Annotated in this window: 14 protein-coding genes; 10 read left to right on the forward strand and 4 right to left on the reverse strand. The window is 69.8% G+C overall.

Annotated features, from left to right (window positions below; translation table 11 throughout):
- Positions 1-160 precede the first annotated feature (160 nt).
- The 3 genes from hutU (at position 161) to LDO15_RS01975 (ending at position 3,957) form a co-directional block, all read left to right on the forward strand.
- Positions 161-1,858: a urocanate hydratase gene (hutU, locus tag LDO15_RS01965; protein WP_223983465.1), complete on the forward strand. Its 1,698-nt coding sequence runs from the start codon at positions 161-163 to the stop codon at positions 1,856-1,858.
- 118 nt (positions 1,859-1,976) lie between these two features.
- A complete protein-coding gene (gene hutH, locus LDO15_RS01970) occupies positions 1,977-3,569 on the forward strand; it encodes a histidine ammonia-lyase (protein ID WP_223983468.1) in 1,593 nt (530 codons plus the stop codon).
- 151 nt (positions 3,570-3,720) lie between these two features.
- Positions 3,721-3,957, forward strand: a complete 237-nt coding sequence (locus LDO15_RS01975; protein ID WP_223983470.1) for a hypothetical protein — start codon at positions 3,721-3,723, stop codon at positions 3,955-3,957.
- 155 nt (positions 3,958-4,112) lie between these two features.
- On the opposite strand, the gene LDO15_RS01980 is transcribed toward LDO15_RS01975, so the two are convergent.
- Positions 4,113-4,637, reverse strand: coding sequence for a cupin domain-containing protein (locus tag LDO15_RS01980; protein WP_223983472.1), 525 nt, complete (start codon positions 4,635-4,637; stop codon positions 4,113-4,115).
- Positions 4,638-4,707: 70 nt separating this feature from the next.
- Here LDO15_RS01980 and LDO15_RS01985 point away from each other — a divergent pair, with 70 nt between their 5' ends.
- Positions 4,708-5,325: a TetR/AcrR family transcriptional regulator gene (locus LDO15_RS01985; protein ID WP_223983474.1), complete on the forward strand. Its 618-nt coding sequence runs from the start codon at positions 4,708-4,710 to the stop codon at positions 5,323-5,325.
- Positions 5,326-5,331: 6 nt separating this feature from the next.
- Here the strand turns inward: LDO15_RS01985 and hutG are convergent, their stop codons facing one another.
- Entirely contained in the window at positions 5,332-6,330 is a 999-nt protein-coding gene (hutG, locus tag LDO15_RS01990; RefSeq protein WP_223983476.1) for a formimidoylglutamase, read from the reverse strand.
- Between the two features lie 213 nt (positions 6,331-6,543).
- Positions 6,544-7,986 carry an NCS2 family permease gene (locus LDO15_RS01995; RefSeq protein ID WP_223987691.1) on the reverse strand — a complete coding sequence of 481 codons (1,443 nt, stop codon included), beginning with the start codon at positions 7,984-7,986 and terminating at the stop codon, positions 6,544-6,546.
- 121 nt (positions 7,987-8,107) lie between these two features.
- On the opposite strand from LDO15_RS01995, the gene LDO15_RS02000 reads away from it, so the two are divergent.
- The gene (locus LDO15_RS02000; protein WP_223983478.1) at positions 8,108-8,737 is read left to right on the forward strand and encodes a copper resistance CopC family protein; all 630 of its coding nucleotides are present in this window, start codon (positions 8,108-8,110) and stop codon (positions 8,735-8,737) included.
- A 70-nt stretch (positions 8,738-8,807) separates the two neighbouring features.
- Here the strand turns inward: LDO15_RS02000 and LDO15_RS02005 are convergent, their stop codons facing one another.
- Entirely contained in the window at positions 8,808-9,437 is a 630-nt protein-coding gene (locus tag LDO15_RS02005) for an FAD-binding protein (protein ID WP_223983480.1), read from the reverse strand.
- A gap of 481 nt (positions 9,438-9,918) precedes the next feature.
- Here LDO15_RS02005 and LDO15_RS02010 point away from each other — a divergent pair, with 481 nt between their 5' ends.
- From LDO15_RS02010 to LDO15_RS02030, 5 genes are all read left to right on the forward strand, one after another.
- Positions 9,919-10,956: a universal stress protein gene (locus LDO15_RS02010; RefSeq protein ID WP_223983482.1), complete on the forward strand. Its 1,038-nt coding sequence runs from the start codon at positions 9,919-9,921 to the stop codon at positions 10,954-10,956.
- 117 nt (positions 10,957-11,073) lie between these two features.
- Positions 11,074-13,788: a PEP/pyruvate-binding domain-containing protein gene (locus LDO15_RS02015; protein ID WP_223987693.1), complete on the forward strand. Its 2,715-nt coding sequence runs from the start codon at positions 11,074-11,076 to the stop codon at positions 13,786-13,788.
- Positions 13,789-13,913: 125 nt separating this feature from the next.
- On the forward strand, positions 13,914-14,657 hold the full coding sequence (locus tag LDO15_RS02020) for a hypothetical protein (protein ID WP_223983484.1): 744 nt from the start codon (positions 13,914-13,916) through the stop codon (positions 14,655-14,657).
- A 160-nt stretch (positions 14,658-14,817) separates the two neighbouring features.
- Positions 14,818-15,894: a hypothetical protein gene (locus tag LDO15_RS02025; protein WP_223983487.1), complete on the forward strand. Its 1,077-nt coding sequence runs from the start codon at positions 14,818-14,820 to the stop codon at positions 15,892-15,894.
- A 40-nt stretch (positions 15,895-15,934) separates the two neighbouring features.
- Entirely contained in the window at positions 15,935-17,017 is a 1,083-nt protein-coding gene (locus tag LDO15_RS02030; RefSeq protein ID WP_223983489.1) for an ATP-binding cassette domain-containing protein, read from the forward strand.

Here is a 17,017-nt window from a genome sequence, read left to right on the forward strand (position 1 = left end):
GGACAGCACCCCTCCGAAGGCCCTGTTTCCGGGGACGCGAAGGGGCTTTAGTTGATACAGAACCTCAATCCACCTGATGCACTCAGCACACACCGTTCAGCACAAGCCTTCACCACACACCCTTCAGCACAGACACCACCACGAAACAAAGGAGCCCCCCATGGCACCCGCCGATTTCACCACCGGTGCCCGCCCGGTCAAAGCAGCCCGCGGCACCGAGCTCACCGCCAAGAGCTGGCAGACGGAAGCCCCGCTGCGCATGCTCATGAACAACCTCGACCCCGAGGTTGCCGAGCGCCCCGATGACCTCGTGGTCTACGGCGGCACCGGCCGCGCCGTCCGGTCCTGGGCCGCGTTCGACGCCATCACCCGCACCCTGGAAACCATGGAGAAAGACGAGACCCTTCTGGTCCAGTCCGGCAAACCGGTCGGCGTCTTCCGCACCAACGAGTGGGCGCCGCGCGTGCTGCTGGCCAACTCCAACCTCGTCGGCGACTGGGCGAACTGGCCCGAGTTCCGCCGGCTCGAGGCCGAGGGCCTGATGATGTACGGCCAGATGACGGCAGGGTCCTGGATCTACATCGGCACCCAGGGCATCCTCCAGGGCACGTTCGAGACCTTCGCCGCGATCGCCCGCAAGCTCACCGGGGACGAGAACGGCACCCTGGCCGGCACCCTGACCCTCACCGGCGGCTGCGGCGGCATGGGCGGCGCGCAGCCGCTCGCCGTCACGCTGAACGACGGCGCCTGCCTGATTGTCGACGTCGACGAGACCCGCCTGCGCCGCCGCGCCGGCAAGCGCTACCTCGACGAGGTGGAGACCGACCTCGACGCCGCGATCGCCAAGGTGCTCAAAGCCAAGGAAGAGCGCCGCGGCTGGTCCGTCGGCTACGTCGGCAACGCCGCCGAGGTCTTCCCCGAGATCCTGCGCCGCCACAACGCGGGCGAGCTCACCGTGGACATCGTCACGGACCAGACCTCCGCGCACGATCCCCTGAGCTACCTGCCCGAGGGCATCACCGTGGCGGAATGGCACCGCGAGGCAGCGGCCGACCCGGAAGGTTTCACGAAGAAGGCCCAGGCTTCCATGGCCAAGCACGTCCAGGCCATGGTCGAGTTCCAGGATGCCGGCGCCGAGGTCTTCGACTACGGCAACTCCATCCGCGACGAGGCCCGCATTGGCGGCTACAACCGTGCGTTTGAGTTCCCTGGCTTCGTCCCGGCCTACATCCGCCCGCTGTTCTGCGAGGGCCTCGGGCCGTTCCGCTGGGTGGCCCTCTCCGGCGACCCGGAGGACATCGCCGTTACGGACAAGGCCATCAAGGAGCTCTTCCCCGAGAACAAGCACCTGCACCGCTGGATCGACGCGGCGCAGGAACGGGTCGAGTTTGAAGGCCTGCCGGCCCGCATCTGCTGGCTTGGTTACGGCGAACGCGCCAAGGCCGGGCTGCTGTTCAACCAGCTGGTCAAGGAGGGCAAGGTCAAGGCGCCAATCGTCATCGGCCGCGACCACCTCGACTCCGGCTCCGTTGCGTCCCCGTACCGCGAGACCGAGGCCATGGCCGACGGCTCCGACGCGATCGCCGACTGGCCGCTGCTCAACGCCCTGCTCAACACCGCCTCCGGAGCCACCTGGGTCTCCATTCACCACGGCGGCGGCGTCGGGATCGGCCGCTCCATCCACGCCGGCCAGGTTTCCGTCGCCGACGGCACCGACCTCGCCGCGGAAAAGCTGGAACGCCTGCTCACCAACGACCCCGGCATGGGCGTCATCCGCCACGCCGACGCCGGCTACGACCGCGCCGTCGAGGTCGCCAAGGAACGCGGCGTCCGCATCCCCATGTCAGAGTCCCGCTAACGAGACTCGCGAAAACCTCGTCGGTTGCTCCGCAAACGCCGTTTTGAGCCTTGAAAAGGGCCACAACGGAGCAACCGACGAGGACGCCGAACCAACACTTAGACCTAGGTAGATTTCAATGACTCTCACCACCCACTCACCGCTCACCGTCACCCTCGGCTCCAGCGGCGTCACGCCCGAGGACGTCGTCGCCGTCGCCCGCCACGACGCCCACGTGACCATCGCCCAGGACGCCCTCGACGCCGTCGCCAAGGTCCGCGCCCACATCGATGACCTGGCCCACAGCGAGGTCCCGGCCTACGGCATCTCCACCGGCTTCGGGGCACTGGCCAACCGGCACATCCCCAACGAGCTGCGCACCCAGCTGCAGAAGTCCCTGATCCGCAGCCACGCCGCCGGCATGGGCCCGGCCGTGGAACGCGAGGTGGTCCGCGGCATCATGTTCCTGCGTGCCAAGACCCTGGCCTCCGGCCGGACCGGCGTGCGCCCCGTGGTCCTGCAGACCATGGTGGACGTGCTCAACGCCGGCATCACCCCGGTGGTCCGCGAATTCGGCTCGCTCGGCTGCTCCGGCGACCTCGCGCCGCTTTCGCACTGTGCCCTGGTCCTGATGGGCGAAGGCGAAGCGACAGGTCCCGACGGTGAGCTCTATGGCGGCAGGGACGGCCGCCCGGTCGCGGAGCTCCTTGCCGCGCACGGGATCGAACCCGTCACCCTCGCCGAAAAGGAGGGCCTCGCCCTCGTCAACGGCACCGAAGGCATGCTCGGCATGCTGCTGATGGCCATCGCCGACATCCGCCAGCTGCTCACGACGGCGGACATCACCGCCGCGCTCAGCGTCGAGGCGCTGCTCGGCACGGACCAGGTGTTCCTGCCCGAGCTGCACGCCGCTCTCCGCCCGCACCCGGGCCAGGCCGCCGCCGCGGACAACATGCTCCGTGTCCTGTCCAACTCCCCGATCGTGGCCTCGCACCGGATCAACGACACCAAAGTCCAGGACGCCTACTCGCTGCGCTGCGCACCCCAGGTGGCCGGCGCCGTCCGCGACACCGTGGACCACGCGGCCCTGGTCGCCTCCCGTGAACTGGCCGCCGCGATCGATAACCCGGTGGTCCTGCCCGACGGCCGCGTCAGCTCCAACGGCAATTTCCACGGCGCCCCCGTGGCCTACGTGCTGGACTTCCTGGCCATTGCCGTCGCCGACCTGAGCTCCATCGCGGAGCGCCGGACGGACCGGATGCTGGACCCGGCCCGCTCGCACGGGCTGCCCGCCTTCCTGGCCTCGGACCCCGGCGTCGACTCGGGCCTCATGATCGCCCAGTACACCCAGGCCGGGCTGGTCTCGGACAACAAGCGGCTGGCCGTCCCGGCGTCGGTGGACTCGATCCCGAGCTCGGCGATGCAGGAGGACCACGTCTCCATGGGCTGGCACGCGGCCCGCAAGCTCCGCCGCGCGGTGGAGAACCTGCGCCGCGTCCTGGCCGTCGAACTCGTGACCTCCGCCCGGGCACTGGATATCCGCACCCAGCTCTCCGGCGGTGAACTCACCCCGGGTCCTGCGGGCACGGCCGTGATCGCCGCGCTGCGCGGCGTCGTCGACGGTCCGGGCACCGATAGGTTCCTGTCGCCGGAGCTCGAAGCGGCCGACGCGCTGGTGGCGTCGGGCGCGGTCCGGGCGGCGGCCGAATCCGCCGTCGGAAATCTCGCCTGAGAAGAAACAAAGTGCACGGCAGCTGAACAATTCCCGGCGCCCCCGAAATCTTTGGCGACACGGCAAGCGGGGGCCCGGGAACTGTAGTACAAATGGAAAGTCACACCAATGAAGTTGTGGCAAAGAACACATACAAAGGGGTAGAAGTTCAATGAAAGCACGCGGCACGGTACTGTCCAGACGCCTTGCATCCGCAGCCACGGTTTCCGACTGGAGCGGCCTCAGGGTCGGCGAGCGGGTCGAAATCGTCAAGCACGCCCAGGTCATTGCAGCCGGTGAGGTCGAAGAAGTCTCACAGAGCGGAAATGTCCTCTGGCTGGTCCCCGCCGGGCCGTCCGAGACGCAGCTCTTCCTGCAGTCCGACGGCGTGCAGGTGCGCCGCAGCTAACACTCGAAAGAAGTCCCCGTCCCTCCGAACCGGCCCGCGTTGCGTGGCCTGGTCCGGAGAGACGGGGACTTTTTGCGTTAGGGGCGTTTTCCGTTCGGAGCAGCCTTGTTTTCGTGGAGGGGGAGCCGGGGCTGCGGCTGGTGAGTCGCCCGCGGCTAAGGCGTGGCAAACGGCGGAGGCCCCAAGAGCACTATGCCGCCGTTCCTGCGCGCAGACTCCTGGACGTTGCCGAAGTCCACCGGGCCCGCGCCGGCAGTGCCGTCTGGACTGCCACCGGCCGCGCCGTCCGCGGAAAGCGGCGTGCTGGCATCCCAGTAGAACGCCTCACAGCAGCCGGGCGTGTGCAGGCAGAGCATCCGGGCGGAGTCGGAGACCACCATGAAGGCATGGGGAACTCCGCGCGGCGCCACGACCAGGCCGCCGGCGCCGATCCGGTGGTCCGCGCCGTCCACGTGCACGAGGATTTCGCCCTCCAGGATGTACATGGTCTCGTCCGAATCGGGGTGGCTGTGCAGCGGCGTCATCTTCCCGCCGGCCATCTGGTCCTCGAAGAGCAGGAACGCCCCGCCGGTCTCCCCGGCCCTGGCCTTCCAAGTGTGGACTCCGCCGCCGAAGAACCAGCGCCGCTCGCCCTGGCCTTCCGCACGGATGATGGCTGTCTCGCTGCTGACCGCTTCCATGGGATCGCCTCTTCGATGAGGAACTTATGGGACTCATGTCCCATAACAAGACTGGAGTACCATGGAGGTCATGTCAACCCCCTACCGGGACGCCGGCCGGACAGGCCAGAAGCGCCGCACGTTCGAGGCCCTGGTGGCAGCTGCCCGGGAGCAGGTGGCGGCAGGGGACACCCCGACTGTTGATGGCACCGCCGCGGCGGCCGGCGTCGCCCGGAGCACGGCCTACCGCTACTTCCCAAGCCAGCGGGAGCTCCTCGCTGCGGCCCATCCGGAAACGGCCCGGCAGTCCCTGCTGCCGGCTGGCGCCCCCGAGGATCCCGCGGAGCGGCTGGACGCCGTGGTGCTGGAATTCACCCGGCTGATCGTCAACACCGAGGCGCAACAGCGCACCATGCTCAGGTTGTCCCTGGAACGTGACCGCGGAGAGTCGGCCCTGCCGCTCAGGCAGGGACGGGCCATCGCCTGGATCGAGGAAGCGCTCGCACCGCTCCAGGGGAGGCTGTCCGGACCCGCAATCCGTGCCCTGGCCCTGGCCGTTCGCAGCGCGATCGGGATCGAGGCACTGGTCTGGTTGACGGACATCGGCGGGCTCTCGCGCGACCAGGCCCTGGCCTCGATGCGCTGGTCCGCGCAGGCGCTTCTGCAGCAGGCGCTCGACTCCGGGCCCCCGCCGGCGGCGGCCGGCTGACGCTGCCTACCCCAGCAGAGTGTTGACCAGCCGTGCGGCCACCTTGGCGGTGCGGGCGTCGATATCGAACTCCGGGTTCAGCTCCGCAACATCCAGGTGCAGGAGCTTCCCGCTCGCGGCCACCTGCCGACACACGGCGCTGATCACCGGCAGCGGCACGCCATACGCGGCGGGGGCGCTCACACCGGGGGCCACGGAAGCCGGCAAGACATCGAGGTCGATCGTCAGGTACAGCGCGTCAACCTGCGCCAGGAACGCCGCCACGAACGCCTGCGCTGCCTCCGCTGAGCAGTCCTCATCCAGCAGGTAGTCCACGCCGAGTTCGTCGGCGGTGCGGAACAGCGCCCGCGTGTTGTTCGGCTCCGAAATCCCGACGACGGCGTACTTCAGCTCGCGGCCGGCGGCGGCTTCCGCGCGGGCCATCTGCAGGAACGGCGTCCCCGAGCTGGGCACGGGCTCGTCGCGGAGGTCGAAGTGGGCGTCGAGGTTCAGCACGCCCACCCGCAGCCCGTCGCGCACGGCTGCCGACCCGGCCACGCCGAGGTAGCTGGCGTACGCGGTTTCGTGGCCGCCGCCCAGCACCACGGGAAGCTGCCCGGCGTCGATCAGCCGGGAAATGGCCCGGCCGGCGCGCGCCTGGCCCGCCTCAAGGGACTCGTCGCTCACCGTGACGTCGCCGGCGTCGAGCACGTCCCGGCTGAGGTGGAAGGCGAGCGGGCCCAGGGCGGCCCTGATGGCGGCAGGGGCAGCCGCGGCGCCGGTGCGGCCCTTGTTGCGTCGCACGCCTTCGTCGCTGCCGAAGCCGAGGATGACGGCAGGCCGCGCGTCGACGGCAGGCCGCGCGTCGGCGGCGGGCCGTGCGCCGGCCGGGGACGCTGCCGTGCCGGCGGGCGGAGCATAGGCGGTCACCGCCTGCCACCAGCGGCGGTGCTCGGCGCCGTCGCCATCGAACCTGCCGGTCCAGGGCTGCGGCGGGACATCAACGGGGAGCGCGGGAGAAACCATGGTCCTAGCTCACCCCAGCCGGCCCCCGAAAACCAGCCGATCCGCCGTCGGGCCGTCCGGAATCCCGGAATCCCCGCCTGAACACCCTAAAACACCGCCCTTAAACACCGTGAGGCGGCATTTCGCGGCAATGTTTTTGGAAAACACTGCCGCGAAATGCCGCCTCGGCGCGAAGGGAAGGGAAGGGAAGGGGCGGGAAGGAAAGCCGGAGGCCTAGTGGATGCCGAGGGCCGCCTCGATCGGACCGATCGCGAAGAACAGCGTGAACGCGGCCGCCACAACCCACATGAGCGGGTGCACTTCGCGGGCCCGGCCCTGGAACAGGCGGATCAGCACGAATGTGATGAAGCCAGCGCCCAGGCCGTTGGCGATCGAGTACGTGAACGGCATGAGGGTGAAGGTCAGGAAGGCCGGGATGGCGATGCCCCAGTCCTGCCAGTCGATCTTGCCGACCTGCGAGACCATCATGAAGCCGACGATCACGAGGGCCGGGGCCACGGCCTCGAACGGCACGAGGTTGATCAGCGGGGTGAAGAACATGGCCACGAGGAACAGCAGGCCGGTGACGATGGACGCCAGTCCGGTACGGGCGCCTTCGCCGATGCCGGCACCGGATTCGACGTAGATCTGGTTCGAGGAGACGGAGGCGCCGCCGCCGATGATCGCGCCGAGAGCGTCCACCTGCAGCACGCGGTCCACGTTGGGGATGTTGCCGTCCTTGTCGATGGTGCCGGCCTCGGTGGCCAGACCCACCATGGTGCCCATGGCATCGAAGAAGATGCTGAGCAGGATCACGAATGCCAGCAGGGTCGCCGCGACGAAGCCGAGGTGCTCAAAGGCGCCAAAGGGGTTGGCCTTGCCGATCAGGGACAGATCCGGGGCGGCCCATTCGGAGAACTTGGGCGCGACCAGGGACCAGCCCTGCGGGTTGTGGTTCTTGCCGTCGAAGCTGGGGCCGATGTGCAGGATGGATTCCAGGATCACGGACAGGATGGTCGAGGCGACGATGCCGATCAGGATCGCACCCTTGACCTTGCGGACCACGAGGGCAATGGTCAGGATCAGGCCGAAGACGAACACGAAGGTGGGCCAGCCCAGCAGCTTTCCGTCGAAGCCCAGGCCGACCGGGACCGTGGTGCCGGCGACATCCGGGATGCGGCGCACGAAGCCCGCGTTGACGAGGCCGATCAGGGCGATGAACAGGCCGATGCCGACCACGATCGCGGTCTTCAGCCCCTCGGGGACAGCCTTGAACACGGCCGTCCGGAAGCCGGTGAGCACCAGGATCAGCATGGTGATGCCCGAGAGCATCACCAGGCCCATCATGTCCGGCCAGGACAGGCCGGGGTTCGTGGCCACCGTGACGGCGACGAACGCGTTGACGCCCAGCCCGGTCGCCAAGGCGAAGGGGTGCTTGGCCCACGCGCCCATGAGAATCGTCAGGATGCCCGCCACGAAGGCGGTGACGGCGGCGACGGCGGGGAAGCCGAGCGTGGCGCCGGTGGAATCCGGCCCGGAGAGGATCAGCGGGTTCAGCACCACGATGTAGCTCATGGCGAAGAACGTGGCGAACCCTCCGCGGATCTCGCGCGAGAAGTTCGACCCCCGCTCGGAAATCTTGAAATACCGGTCGAGTGCAGAGCCCTGTTTGAGCATTAGTCCTGACATTGGTCCTCCGGGAGTGATGGGTGTGACCTCAAGCCTATTGGGAGCCCGGCAGCGACCCCCGCGTTTTCGCCTAGTCTGTAAGGAAGACAACACTAGGAGTAGCCTGCCCATGCGCCTTATCCGACAACTGCTCAGTGCCCTGCTGGGCGCCGTCGTCTTCGTGGCCGTCCTGCTGGGAACGGTGGGCCCGGCATCGGCCCACGATACCGCTGAGTCCACGAGCCCGGCCAACGGAGCAACCCTCGCGGCGCCGCCGGAGCAGGTCTCGGTCACGTTCAACCACAATCCGCTGGCCCTGGGATCGGAAATCCAGGTCACCGACGCCGCGGGCGCCAGTTGGGCGGATGGTCCGGTGGCGATCGTGGACAACGTCGCCGCGCAGAAGCTGAAGCCGGGCGCCCCCGCTGGCAAGTACACGGTACGGTGGCGGGTGGCCAGCTCCGACGGCCACCCGATCGAGGGCAGCTTCACCTTCACCGCAACGGCTGGGGCAACGGGCACGACGGCGGCTGCCGCGGTCCCCACGATGGGCACCGCCCAGCCGGGCATCACGCCGGCCCCGGCCCCGGCATCGAATGACTCACAGCCGTTTCCCTGGAGTGTCATGGGCTTCGTCGCCGTGGGCGTCGGCATCCTCGTGGCCCTGGGCCTGATGGCCAAACGCCGCCTCACGCCAGACGAAGCCAGCGACACCAACAGCGACACGAACAGCGACACAGCCAGCAACCCCGACAGCTGACCAGAAGCAACGCGGGGTCACTTCGCGCCCATCCGGCGCCCCTTGATGGGCCGTATCTGACCCCGCGTTGCTAAGCCGGAGCGGCCAGGGCGAAGCCGCCGGACAGCAACGTGGGAATGCCCTCCGGGTAGACCTTGGCGGAGATCGCCTGCCCCACCACCTTGGCCTGGCGCAGGACTTCCTTGGGCGTGGGGGTTATGAGCTCGCCCACCCCCACGAGGTACATCCCGAGGGCATGCATTGCCGCCATGAGGTTCTGTCCGGCCGCCATGCCCAGCTGCGAGAGCATGCGGCGCAGCTGGCTGTGGGCGCAGCGGGTCAGGACAAGATGGTCTGCCAGGAGGACTCCGCCCGGGGTCTGGACGGCCCACTTTTCGGTGGGGGCCCCGTCCGTCCCGGCCTGGAGGTGGTCCAGCTGCAGGGCCCGGATGTTGTTCCGCACGTCGAGCTTGTGGCTTGCGGCGTAGTTGCGCAGGTGCCGGAGGATCTCGTTGCGCTCCTTCAAGCTGGCGGCGTCCGCCGCGTCGCAGCGCTGGAGCGAGGACGTATTGGCCGGATGGCCGGCACCCAGGAGGTCGAGCCCGTCCACGATGATGGACGCAACGCCGCGGCGTTGGAGCTCGCTGGCCACTGCCAGGCCGGAGAGACCCGTCCCGATGACTACGGCCGTGGTCCGCTCAATCCCCCCGTACAAAGGCATGCTCGACACTGCAGGGTTCCTCCTCGAAATGGTGCCAGTCGCGGGGTGAAACCCCGGACGCTGACCTAGACCTGGCTCTCACGCAATCAACCCCAGCGGCTGCGTTCTGACATGCCGGTCTCGGTTCAGCAATGCCTCGAAGGATACCTAAGATTCCGGCCCGTGGATAGGGGAGGTAGGACATTGGCTGAAGCCCGCTGATTTCCGCCGTTTTCGCGCCCGCCATCCTTCGGGAACGGCCCCGAAAGCCCGGAAATCCCGGCCATCAAACGGCGTGTTAACTCTGCGTAAATCCTTCGGGGGCGGGCCGCCGGGGCCGCCCGGCCGCCGTCTTGAATGTTCGCAATTAACCGAGAATAGTGAGGAAAATCAGGGGTTCCTGCGCGCAGATTCAGGGTCGCCTCGCCGGTGCACGCCGGGCGCAGGTACTTCTGGCAGAATAGCCGCAACATCAGGCAAGAATCGCGAGGAGGCGGACCCCATGGGCCGTGAACAGGTGCACCCGGAGCCGGAGTGGGAGACCGGCGGCGAACCGGCGCCTCCTCGGGGAATCGTGGTGGGTGTGGATGGCTCGGACCACAGCCACTGCGCCCTCGTGTGGGCAGCCCGCGAGGCCGAGCGTCGCCGCCGCCCGCTGCATATCGTGACCGCCTATTCGGTTCCGATCTTCGCCGCGTCCGGGCTGGACGGCGGCTACGCCACTGTGGATGATTCCGTGATCCGAGAAGGCGCCGAAGCCATTCTCAAACACGCCCTCGACAAGGTCTCCGGCTACAACATCGACGTCGACGCCTCCGTGGAAAACGGCGACGCGTCCGGCGTGCTGCTGGAAATCAGCGAGACCGCGGAGCTCCTGGTCTTCGGGACCCGCGGCCGCGGCGGCTTCGTGGGCAGGCTGCTCGGCTCCGTCAGCAGCGCGCTGCCCGCCCACGCGAAGTGTCCCACGGTCACCGTGCCGCTGATCTGCGCGGACCGCCTGGGCGAAACCACCAGCGACAAGCATGTCCTGGCCGAACGGGCGAAGTCCGGCCGCCAGCCGGTCGAGAACGTAGTGGTGGCCGGCGTTGACGGCTCCGAGCAGGCCCGCGTCGCGGTGCTCGAGGCTGCGGCCCAGGCCGAACGGCTTTCCGCCCGGCTTCGGCTCGTGTGCGCCGTGCCGCAGTACACCGGCTCGCTGGCCTGGGTACCCACCCCGATGGACCGCGAGGCCCTGTTCGCCGACATTAAAGTCCAGCTCGACGCCGGCGTGGCCTGGCTGCGGAGCCATTTCCCCACGCTGGAGGTGGAGACGCAGCTCGTGGACGGCTCGCCCGTCGACATCCTCGTCGAGGCCAGCCGGCACGTGGAACTCGTGGTGGTCGGCACCCGCGGGCGCGGCGGCTTCGCCGGAATGCTGCTGGGCTCCACCTCCGACGGCGTCCTCCACCACGCCAAGGGGCCCGTCATGGTGGTCCCGGACCGCGACGACCCCAGGCTGGCGGACCGGCCCAGTTTCGGACCGATGCTCGGCGACTCCTGACGGACTGAGGCTGATGGACTGAGGCTACGGGCCCGACGACGGAAGGACGATCCGCAGATGGAGCACCCCCGAAGGCCGGACCCGGCCGTAATGGCCCCGGACGTGCCAGCCGAGGCCATGCCAGCTGAGGCCGTGCCGGTCCTGGCCTTGGAACGCCTCGGCCAGGGCATGCTGGCCGAGGTCGGCGGCAAGGCGGCCAACCTCGGCGAGCTGGCACGCGCCGGCCTGCCCGTTCCCGACGGCTTCTGCCTGACCACCCGGGCCTACCTTGACGCCACAGCCTCGCCGGCGCTGGCGGATGTGCACAGAGCGCTCGCCGCGACCGCCGCCGATGACCTGCCGGCGCTGGCTGCCCTCGCCGCGAAGGCCCGCGCTCTGGTGCTCGACGCCGAGGTTCCCGCCGGCATCGACGCCGCCGTGCGGGCCGCGTATGCGGCGCTGGGCCCGGACACCGCGGTCGCGGTGCGGTCCTCCGCGACCGCGGAGGACCTGCCGTTCGCAAGTTTCGCCGGCCAGCAGGACACCTTCCTGAACGTGGTGGGCGCCGACGCCGTGCTGGCGGCCGTCCGCCAGTGCTGGGCCTCGCTGTGGACGGACCGTGCCGTGACGTACCGGGCGGTGCAGGGGATCGGCCCCTCCGCGGTGTCCCTCGCGGTGGTGGTCCAGCGCATGGTGGACGCGGCCGTGGCGGGGGTTCTGTTCACGGCCAACCCCGTGACCGGGCGGCGGCACGAGGCCGTCATCGACGCCAGCCCGGGGCTGGGGGAGGCGGTGGTGTCCGGGGCCGTCAACCCGGACCACTTTGTGCTCGACGGCGGTACGGGACGGATCCTGGAACGAAGGATCGGAGACAAGGGCCTGCTCATCCGTGCCCTGCCCGGCGGCGGAACCGAGCGGCTGGCGCGACCCGGCGCCGGGTCCGCACCAAGCCTGGACGACGCCCAGCTGGCCGCGCTGGAACTCCTGGGCCGCCGCGCGGAGGTGCACTTCGGCTCGCCGCAGGACCTCGAATGGGCCATCGGCCAGGACGGTGCCGTATGGCTGACGCAGTCCAGGCCCATCACCACGCTCTACCCGATGCCGGACAGGCCGCCGTCCGGACCGGGGCTGCGCGTCTATTTGTGCTTCAGCCTGGCCCAGGGGCTGACCCGGCCCCTGACGCCGATGGGCCTGGCCGGGATCCGGCTGATCGCGTCCTCCGTGGCGCGTGCGGCGCAGTTCCCGGTACCGGCGCCCCGGGACGGTCCCCCACCGTACGCGGAGGCCGGCCAGCGCATCTTCTTCGACCTCACGCCCGTGGTCCGGAGCACGACGGGACGAACGATCGTCCCCCGGGTGTTCGACATCATGGAGGCGCGCTCGGCCGTCGTGCTGCGCCAACTCTTCACCGATCCCAGGTTCTCGGTCGTTTCAACCTCGCCGTGGCGGCTCCTGCGCCACATAGCCCCGGTGGCGGCGCGGGCGAGGGTCCCGGAGACGCTGATCCGTGCCCTGGTCCGGCCCGAAGACGCGCTGCGCCGGGCAGAGCTGGTGGGCGAAGAACTCCGGGCCTCACTCACGGTGCCCGCCGGCGCCACCGCCGGGCAGCGCCTGGACGACGTTGAGCGGATCCTGGGCCGGAGCGTCTTCCCGGTGGTTCCCGCCCTCCTGCCGCTGCCCGCGCTGGGGTTCGCCCTGCTGGCCGTCGCCGGGAAACTCGCGGGAAGCCCGGGGAACGGGGCGCTGCAGGACGTCCTGCGGGGCCTGCCCAACAATGTGACCACGGAAATGGACCTGGAGCTCTGGCGGCTGGCCGCCGCCATCCGGCACGACCCCGCGTCGGCGGCGGTGTTCAGCGAGGCCGCCTTGCCCGAGATGGCACGGCGGTACCGGGCGGGGGAGCTTCCCGGCGTCGCGCAGTCCGGACTGTCAGGGTTCCTGAGCCGGTACGGTCACCGAGCCGTGGCGGAGATCGACCTTGGGGTGCCCCGCTGGTCCGACGATCCAACTCACATCCTGGGGGTCCTTGCCAACTATCTGCGCGTGGAGGATCCGGCTCTCGCCCCGGACCGGCAGTTCGACAAGGCTGCACGCGAGGCGGATGCACAGGTGGAGCGGCTCGTTGCCGCGGCACGGCAGCGCAGCCGCCTGCATGGAGCACTCGCGCGGGCCGCGCTGAGGCGGACCCGGATGTTCGCCGGGCTGCGCGAACTGCCCAAGTATCACCTCGTGGAGGCGCTGGGCGCCGTCCGGCGCCAGCTCGCCGCGGTGGGGACCGAACTCGCCGCGGCCGGGGCCATCGACGCGGCCGACGATGTCTTCTTCCTTGACCTGACCGAGGCGCACGTGGGGCTCCGCGGCGCCGCGCTGCAGGCGGTCGTGCAGCAGCGCCGGGAGGCGTACCAGGCCGAACTGGGCCGGCGGCACATTCCCCGGGTCCTGCTCTCCGACGGGACCGAGCCCGAAGCAGTGCAGCCCTACGCCGTGCGGACCGACGTCGGCCGGGGCGGCAGGGCAGGCGCTGACGGCCCTGCCGGGGTGCTCTCCGGGACGCCGGCCTCGGCCGGCACCGTCACCGGCCGGGCCCGCGTGATCCTGGACCCGCAGGGCGCGCATCTGGAACCGGGCGAGATCCTTGTGGCCCCGTCCACGGATCCCGGCTGGACACCGTTGTTCCTGACGGCCGGCGGCCTCGTGATGGAAATGGGCGGCCCGAACTCCCACGGCGCCGTCGTCGCGCGGGAATACGGCATCCCCGCGGTGGTGGGTGTCCCGGATGCGACGTCGCGGATTGCCACTGGCCGCAACGTCACGGTCGACGGCGCCGCCGGCACCGTGACGCCGGCAGGCTGACGCCGGACGTCAGACGCCTGACGTCCGCCGGATGGAACTCGCCCGAGCGCCGCCGGAAGTCCGTCGACGTAACACCGGCCGGTGCCGCGCGCCGGTGCGGGCTGCCGGCTCGCTACAGTGGGGCCATGAGCGAAGTGCACGGTTCAGACGGCCGGCCGCCCGGATCTGCCGGGCCGGAAGAGCGTGCCCCGGAAACCCCTGGCCCGCGCCGGTCCCTGGACCCGGACCCGGACGCGTGGCTGCCGCCGTGGCTCGTGGAGCATCCGTTGACGGCCGGATGGGCGTGGGCCGGATTCTGGGCGGCACTGATCGTGGCCGACGAATTCCTGGATCTGGCCGGCTGGTCCTGGTATGTCCTGGTGGGCATGGCCGCACTGCCGACGCTCCTGGCAAGCATCGCCCTGCTGCACGCCACCCCGCGCCGGTACCTGAAGCCGCGCCGCGACACCGTGCTGGGCCACTTCTTTGTCCGCTTCCTCGCCCTGATCGCCGCGTTCCTCGTCTGGGGCGTGTCCGTGGTCATGAGCGCCTCCATCTCCACCACCCTTCAGTCCCTCGTGGGCGCGTCCGAGCGCGAGGTCACCGCCGTGGGCTTCAACCTCCTTCTGGCCGCGATCCCGCTCGTGGTCTCCGTGCTGTGGCTGGCCTTCATCATCCGCTGCGCCTGGTTTCTGCGGAAGCTCCGGGGCTGGAAACAAACGCCGGAGCCCGGCGCCGTGCCCAAGAAGTTCCTGCGCGACAGGCCGCAGCTGAGGCGGGTGGTGGTGGGGCTGGCCCATCCCGGGCTTCTGCTCGTGGCGGGCCTGGGCACCTCTGTGCTCGCGCTCCTGCTTGGCGCGGTAGAACTGACGATTAACGTGCTGAAATAGGGCAACAAAGGATTGGCGCGGGGCAGTCGCGCGGGCGGCGCCAGGCGTACTGTTGACGTATGAGCTGCACTGGAGCGCGCATTACTCAGCCGCGGAATTTTGGCACCCCACCTCTTGGGACGCGTATTCTTGGGGCGCGTATTTTTGGGGCTGGGTCACGATGACCCGCAAGTGGCTGCGCTGGCTGCCGGTCGCGGCCGTTCCTGCGGTCATCGCCGCCGGCGCGCTGGCCGGATCCCTGCCCGCCCGCGCGGGTGATCCGCTGCCGCCCAAGAGCCCCGAGCAAGTGCTGCAGCTGATCGCGCAGCACCGCGAGCCCGCCCTCTCCGGAACCCTGGAACAGTCCTCCGAGCTCGGTCTTCCCGAACTTCCCAAGTCCGGTCCCGGCACGGACTCTTCAAGCACCGCCTGGCTCGAACTGCTGACAGGTCCGCACACCGCGCGGGTCTACCGGGACGGCCCGGACAACGCCCGCATCCAGGTGATGGACCGGCTGGCGGAACGGGACGCCATACGCCACGGCAGCGAGGTCTGGTTCTACAACTCGAAGGACAACACAGCCGCGCACGTCCAGCTCCCCGCCGAGGCTGCCGGCGACGCCGATCACCACAGCGGCAAGGACGCCACAGCCACCCCGGACCAGCTCGCCGCGATGTTCCTGGCCAAAATCGACCCCAGCACGGACGTCAGGGTGGGCGCCGACGTCCAGGTAGCCGGCCGGGCCGCCTACAACCTGGTGCTCACACCGAAAGCCGATGCAACCCTGGTCGCATCCATCGCAGTTGCCGTTGACGGCCAGACCGGTCTCCCGCTGGCCGTTGAGATCAAGGCCCGCGGACAGGCTGAGCCCGCCTTCCGCGTCGCCTACACGAGCCTGACGCTCGAAGCCCCGGACGCCGCCGTCTTCAGCTTCAGCCCGCCGCCGGGCGCCACCGTCAAGGAGATCCCGGTCCCGGATAGGCACGAACGAGACACCGGAAACGAGGCACCGTCCAAGGCCGGGATGCACAAGCCCGCCGTCACCGGCTCCGGCTGGGATTCGGTCGTTGAGTTCCCGGCGGGAACGGCCGGCACGGCGCCGGAGGCCACGTCCCTGCTCCAACAGGCCACCGTCCCGGTCCAAGGCGGCCGGCTCTTGTCCACCGCACTCGTGAACGTGCTAGTGCTCGACGACGGGCGGGTCTTCGCCGGCTCCGTGCCAACGGAGCGGCTCCAGGCCGCTGCCGCGCAGAAGTGATTACCGGCACGATGCCCGGCGGCCGTCCGGTGACGGCCGCGTGAGCGGCCCCGGGCCGGGGGCCGAGCTAAGTATCGAGACCACAGGCCTGACCAAGCGGTTCGGCCATCAACTGGCCGTCGACGGCGTCGATCTGGCGGTGCCGAGAGGCGCGGTCTTCGGCTTCCTGGGCCCCAACGGCTCCGGGAAGACCACCACCATCCGGCTCCTGCTCGGTCTGGCCTCGGCTACGGGCGGTTCCATGCGCGTCCTGGGCGAGGAGATGCCCCGGAAGCTGAAGGACGTGCTGCCTCGGGTCGGCGCCCTGGTCGAGGGGCCGGCTTTTTACCCGTCCCTCTCCGGCGCCGCCAATCTGCGCCGGATGGACGCCGCGGACCCCTACGCGCCGGCCGCCACGCGGCACGCCCGGGTCCAGTCAGCCCTTGAACGGGTGGGCTTGACCCACGCCGCGGACAAGAAAGTCCGCGCCTATTCGCTGGGCATGAAGCAGCGGCTGGGAATCGCCAATGCCCTGCTGGCGCAGCGGGACCTGCTGGTGCTGGACGAGCCGACCAACGGACTGGATCCCCAAGGCACCAGGGAAGTGCGGAGCCTGGTGCGGTCGCTCGCGGCCGACGGCGCCACGGTGTTCGTCTCCAGCCACCTGCTGGCCGAAGTGGAGCAGATCTGCACCCATGCGGCCATCATGAGCGCGGGTCGGCTGGTGGCGCAGGGGACCCTGACGGAACTGCGCGGGGCGGGCCAGGCGCGGATCCGCGTGCTGACCCCAGACCCCGGCACCGCGGCGCAGGTGCTGGCCGGCCTCGGCCTCGCCGCCACCGTGAGCCCCGACGGCGGCAGTTCTTCCGGCAGCGGTGTTTCCGGCAGCGGTGTTTCCGGCGCTCCGGGAGCCCGCGGCACTGGCTCCGGGACGGACGCGGTCCTATTCGCGCCGCTGCTCTCGGTTCCGCCTTCCACAGCAAACCGGGACAACACCGGGGCGGGGGATTCGGTGGAGCCGGAGGCCGTGGTGGCTGCCCTCGTGGCGGCGGGGGTCCGGGTCCGCGGCTTCGCGACCGAGCAGGTCAGCCTCGAAGACCGATTTGTCGCCTTGACGGGGGAGGGGTTCGACGTTGTCCAGTAA

It is taken from the genome of Arthrobacter sp. NicSoilB8, assembly GCF_019977355.1.
Lineage (GTDB): Bacteria > Actinomycetota > Actinomycetes > Actinomycetales > Micrococcaceae > Arthrobacter.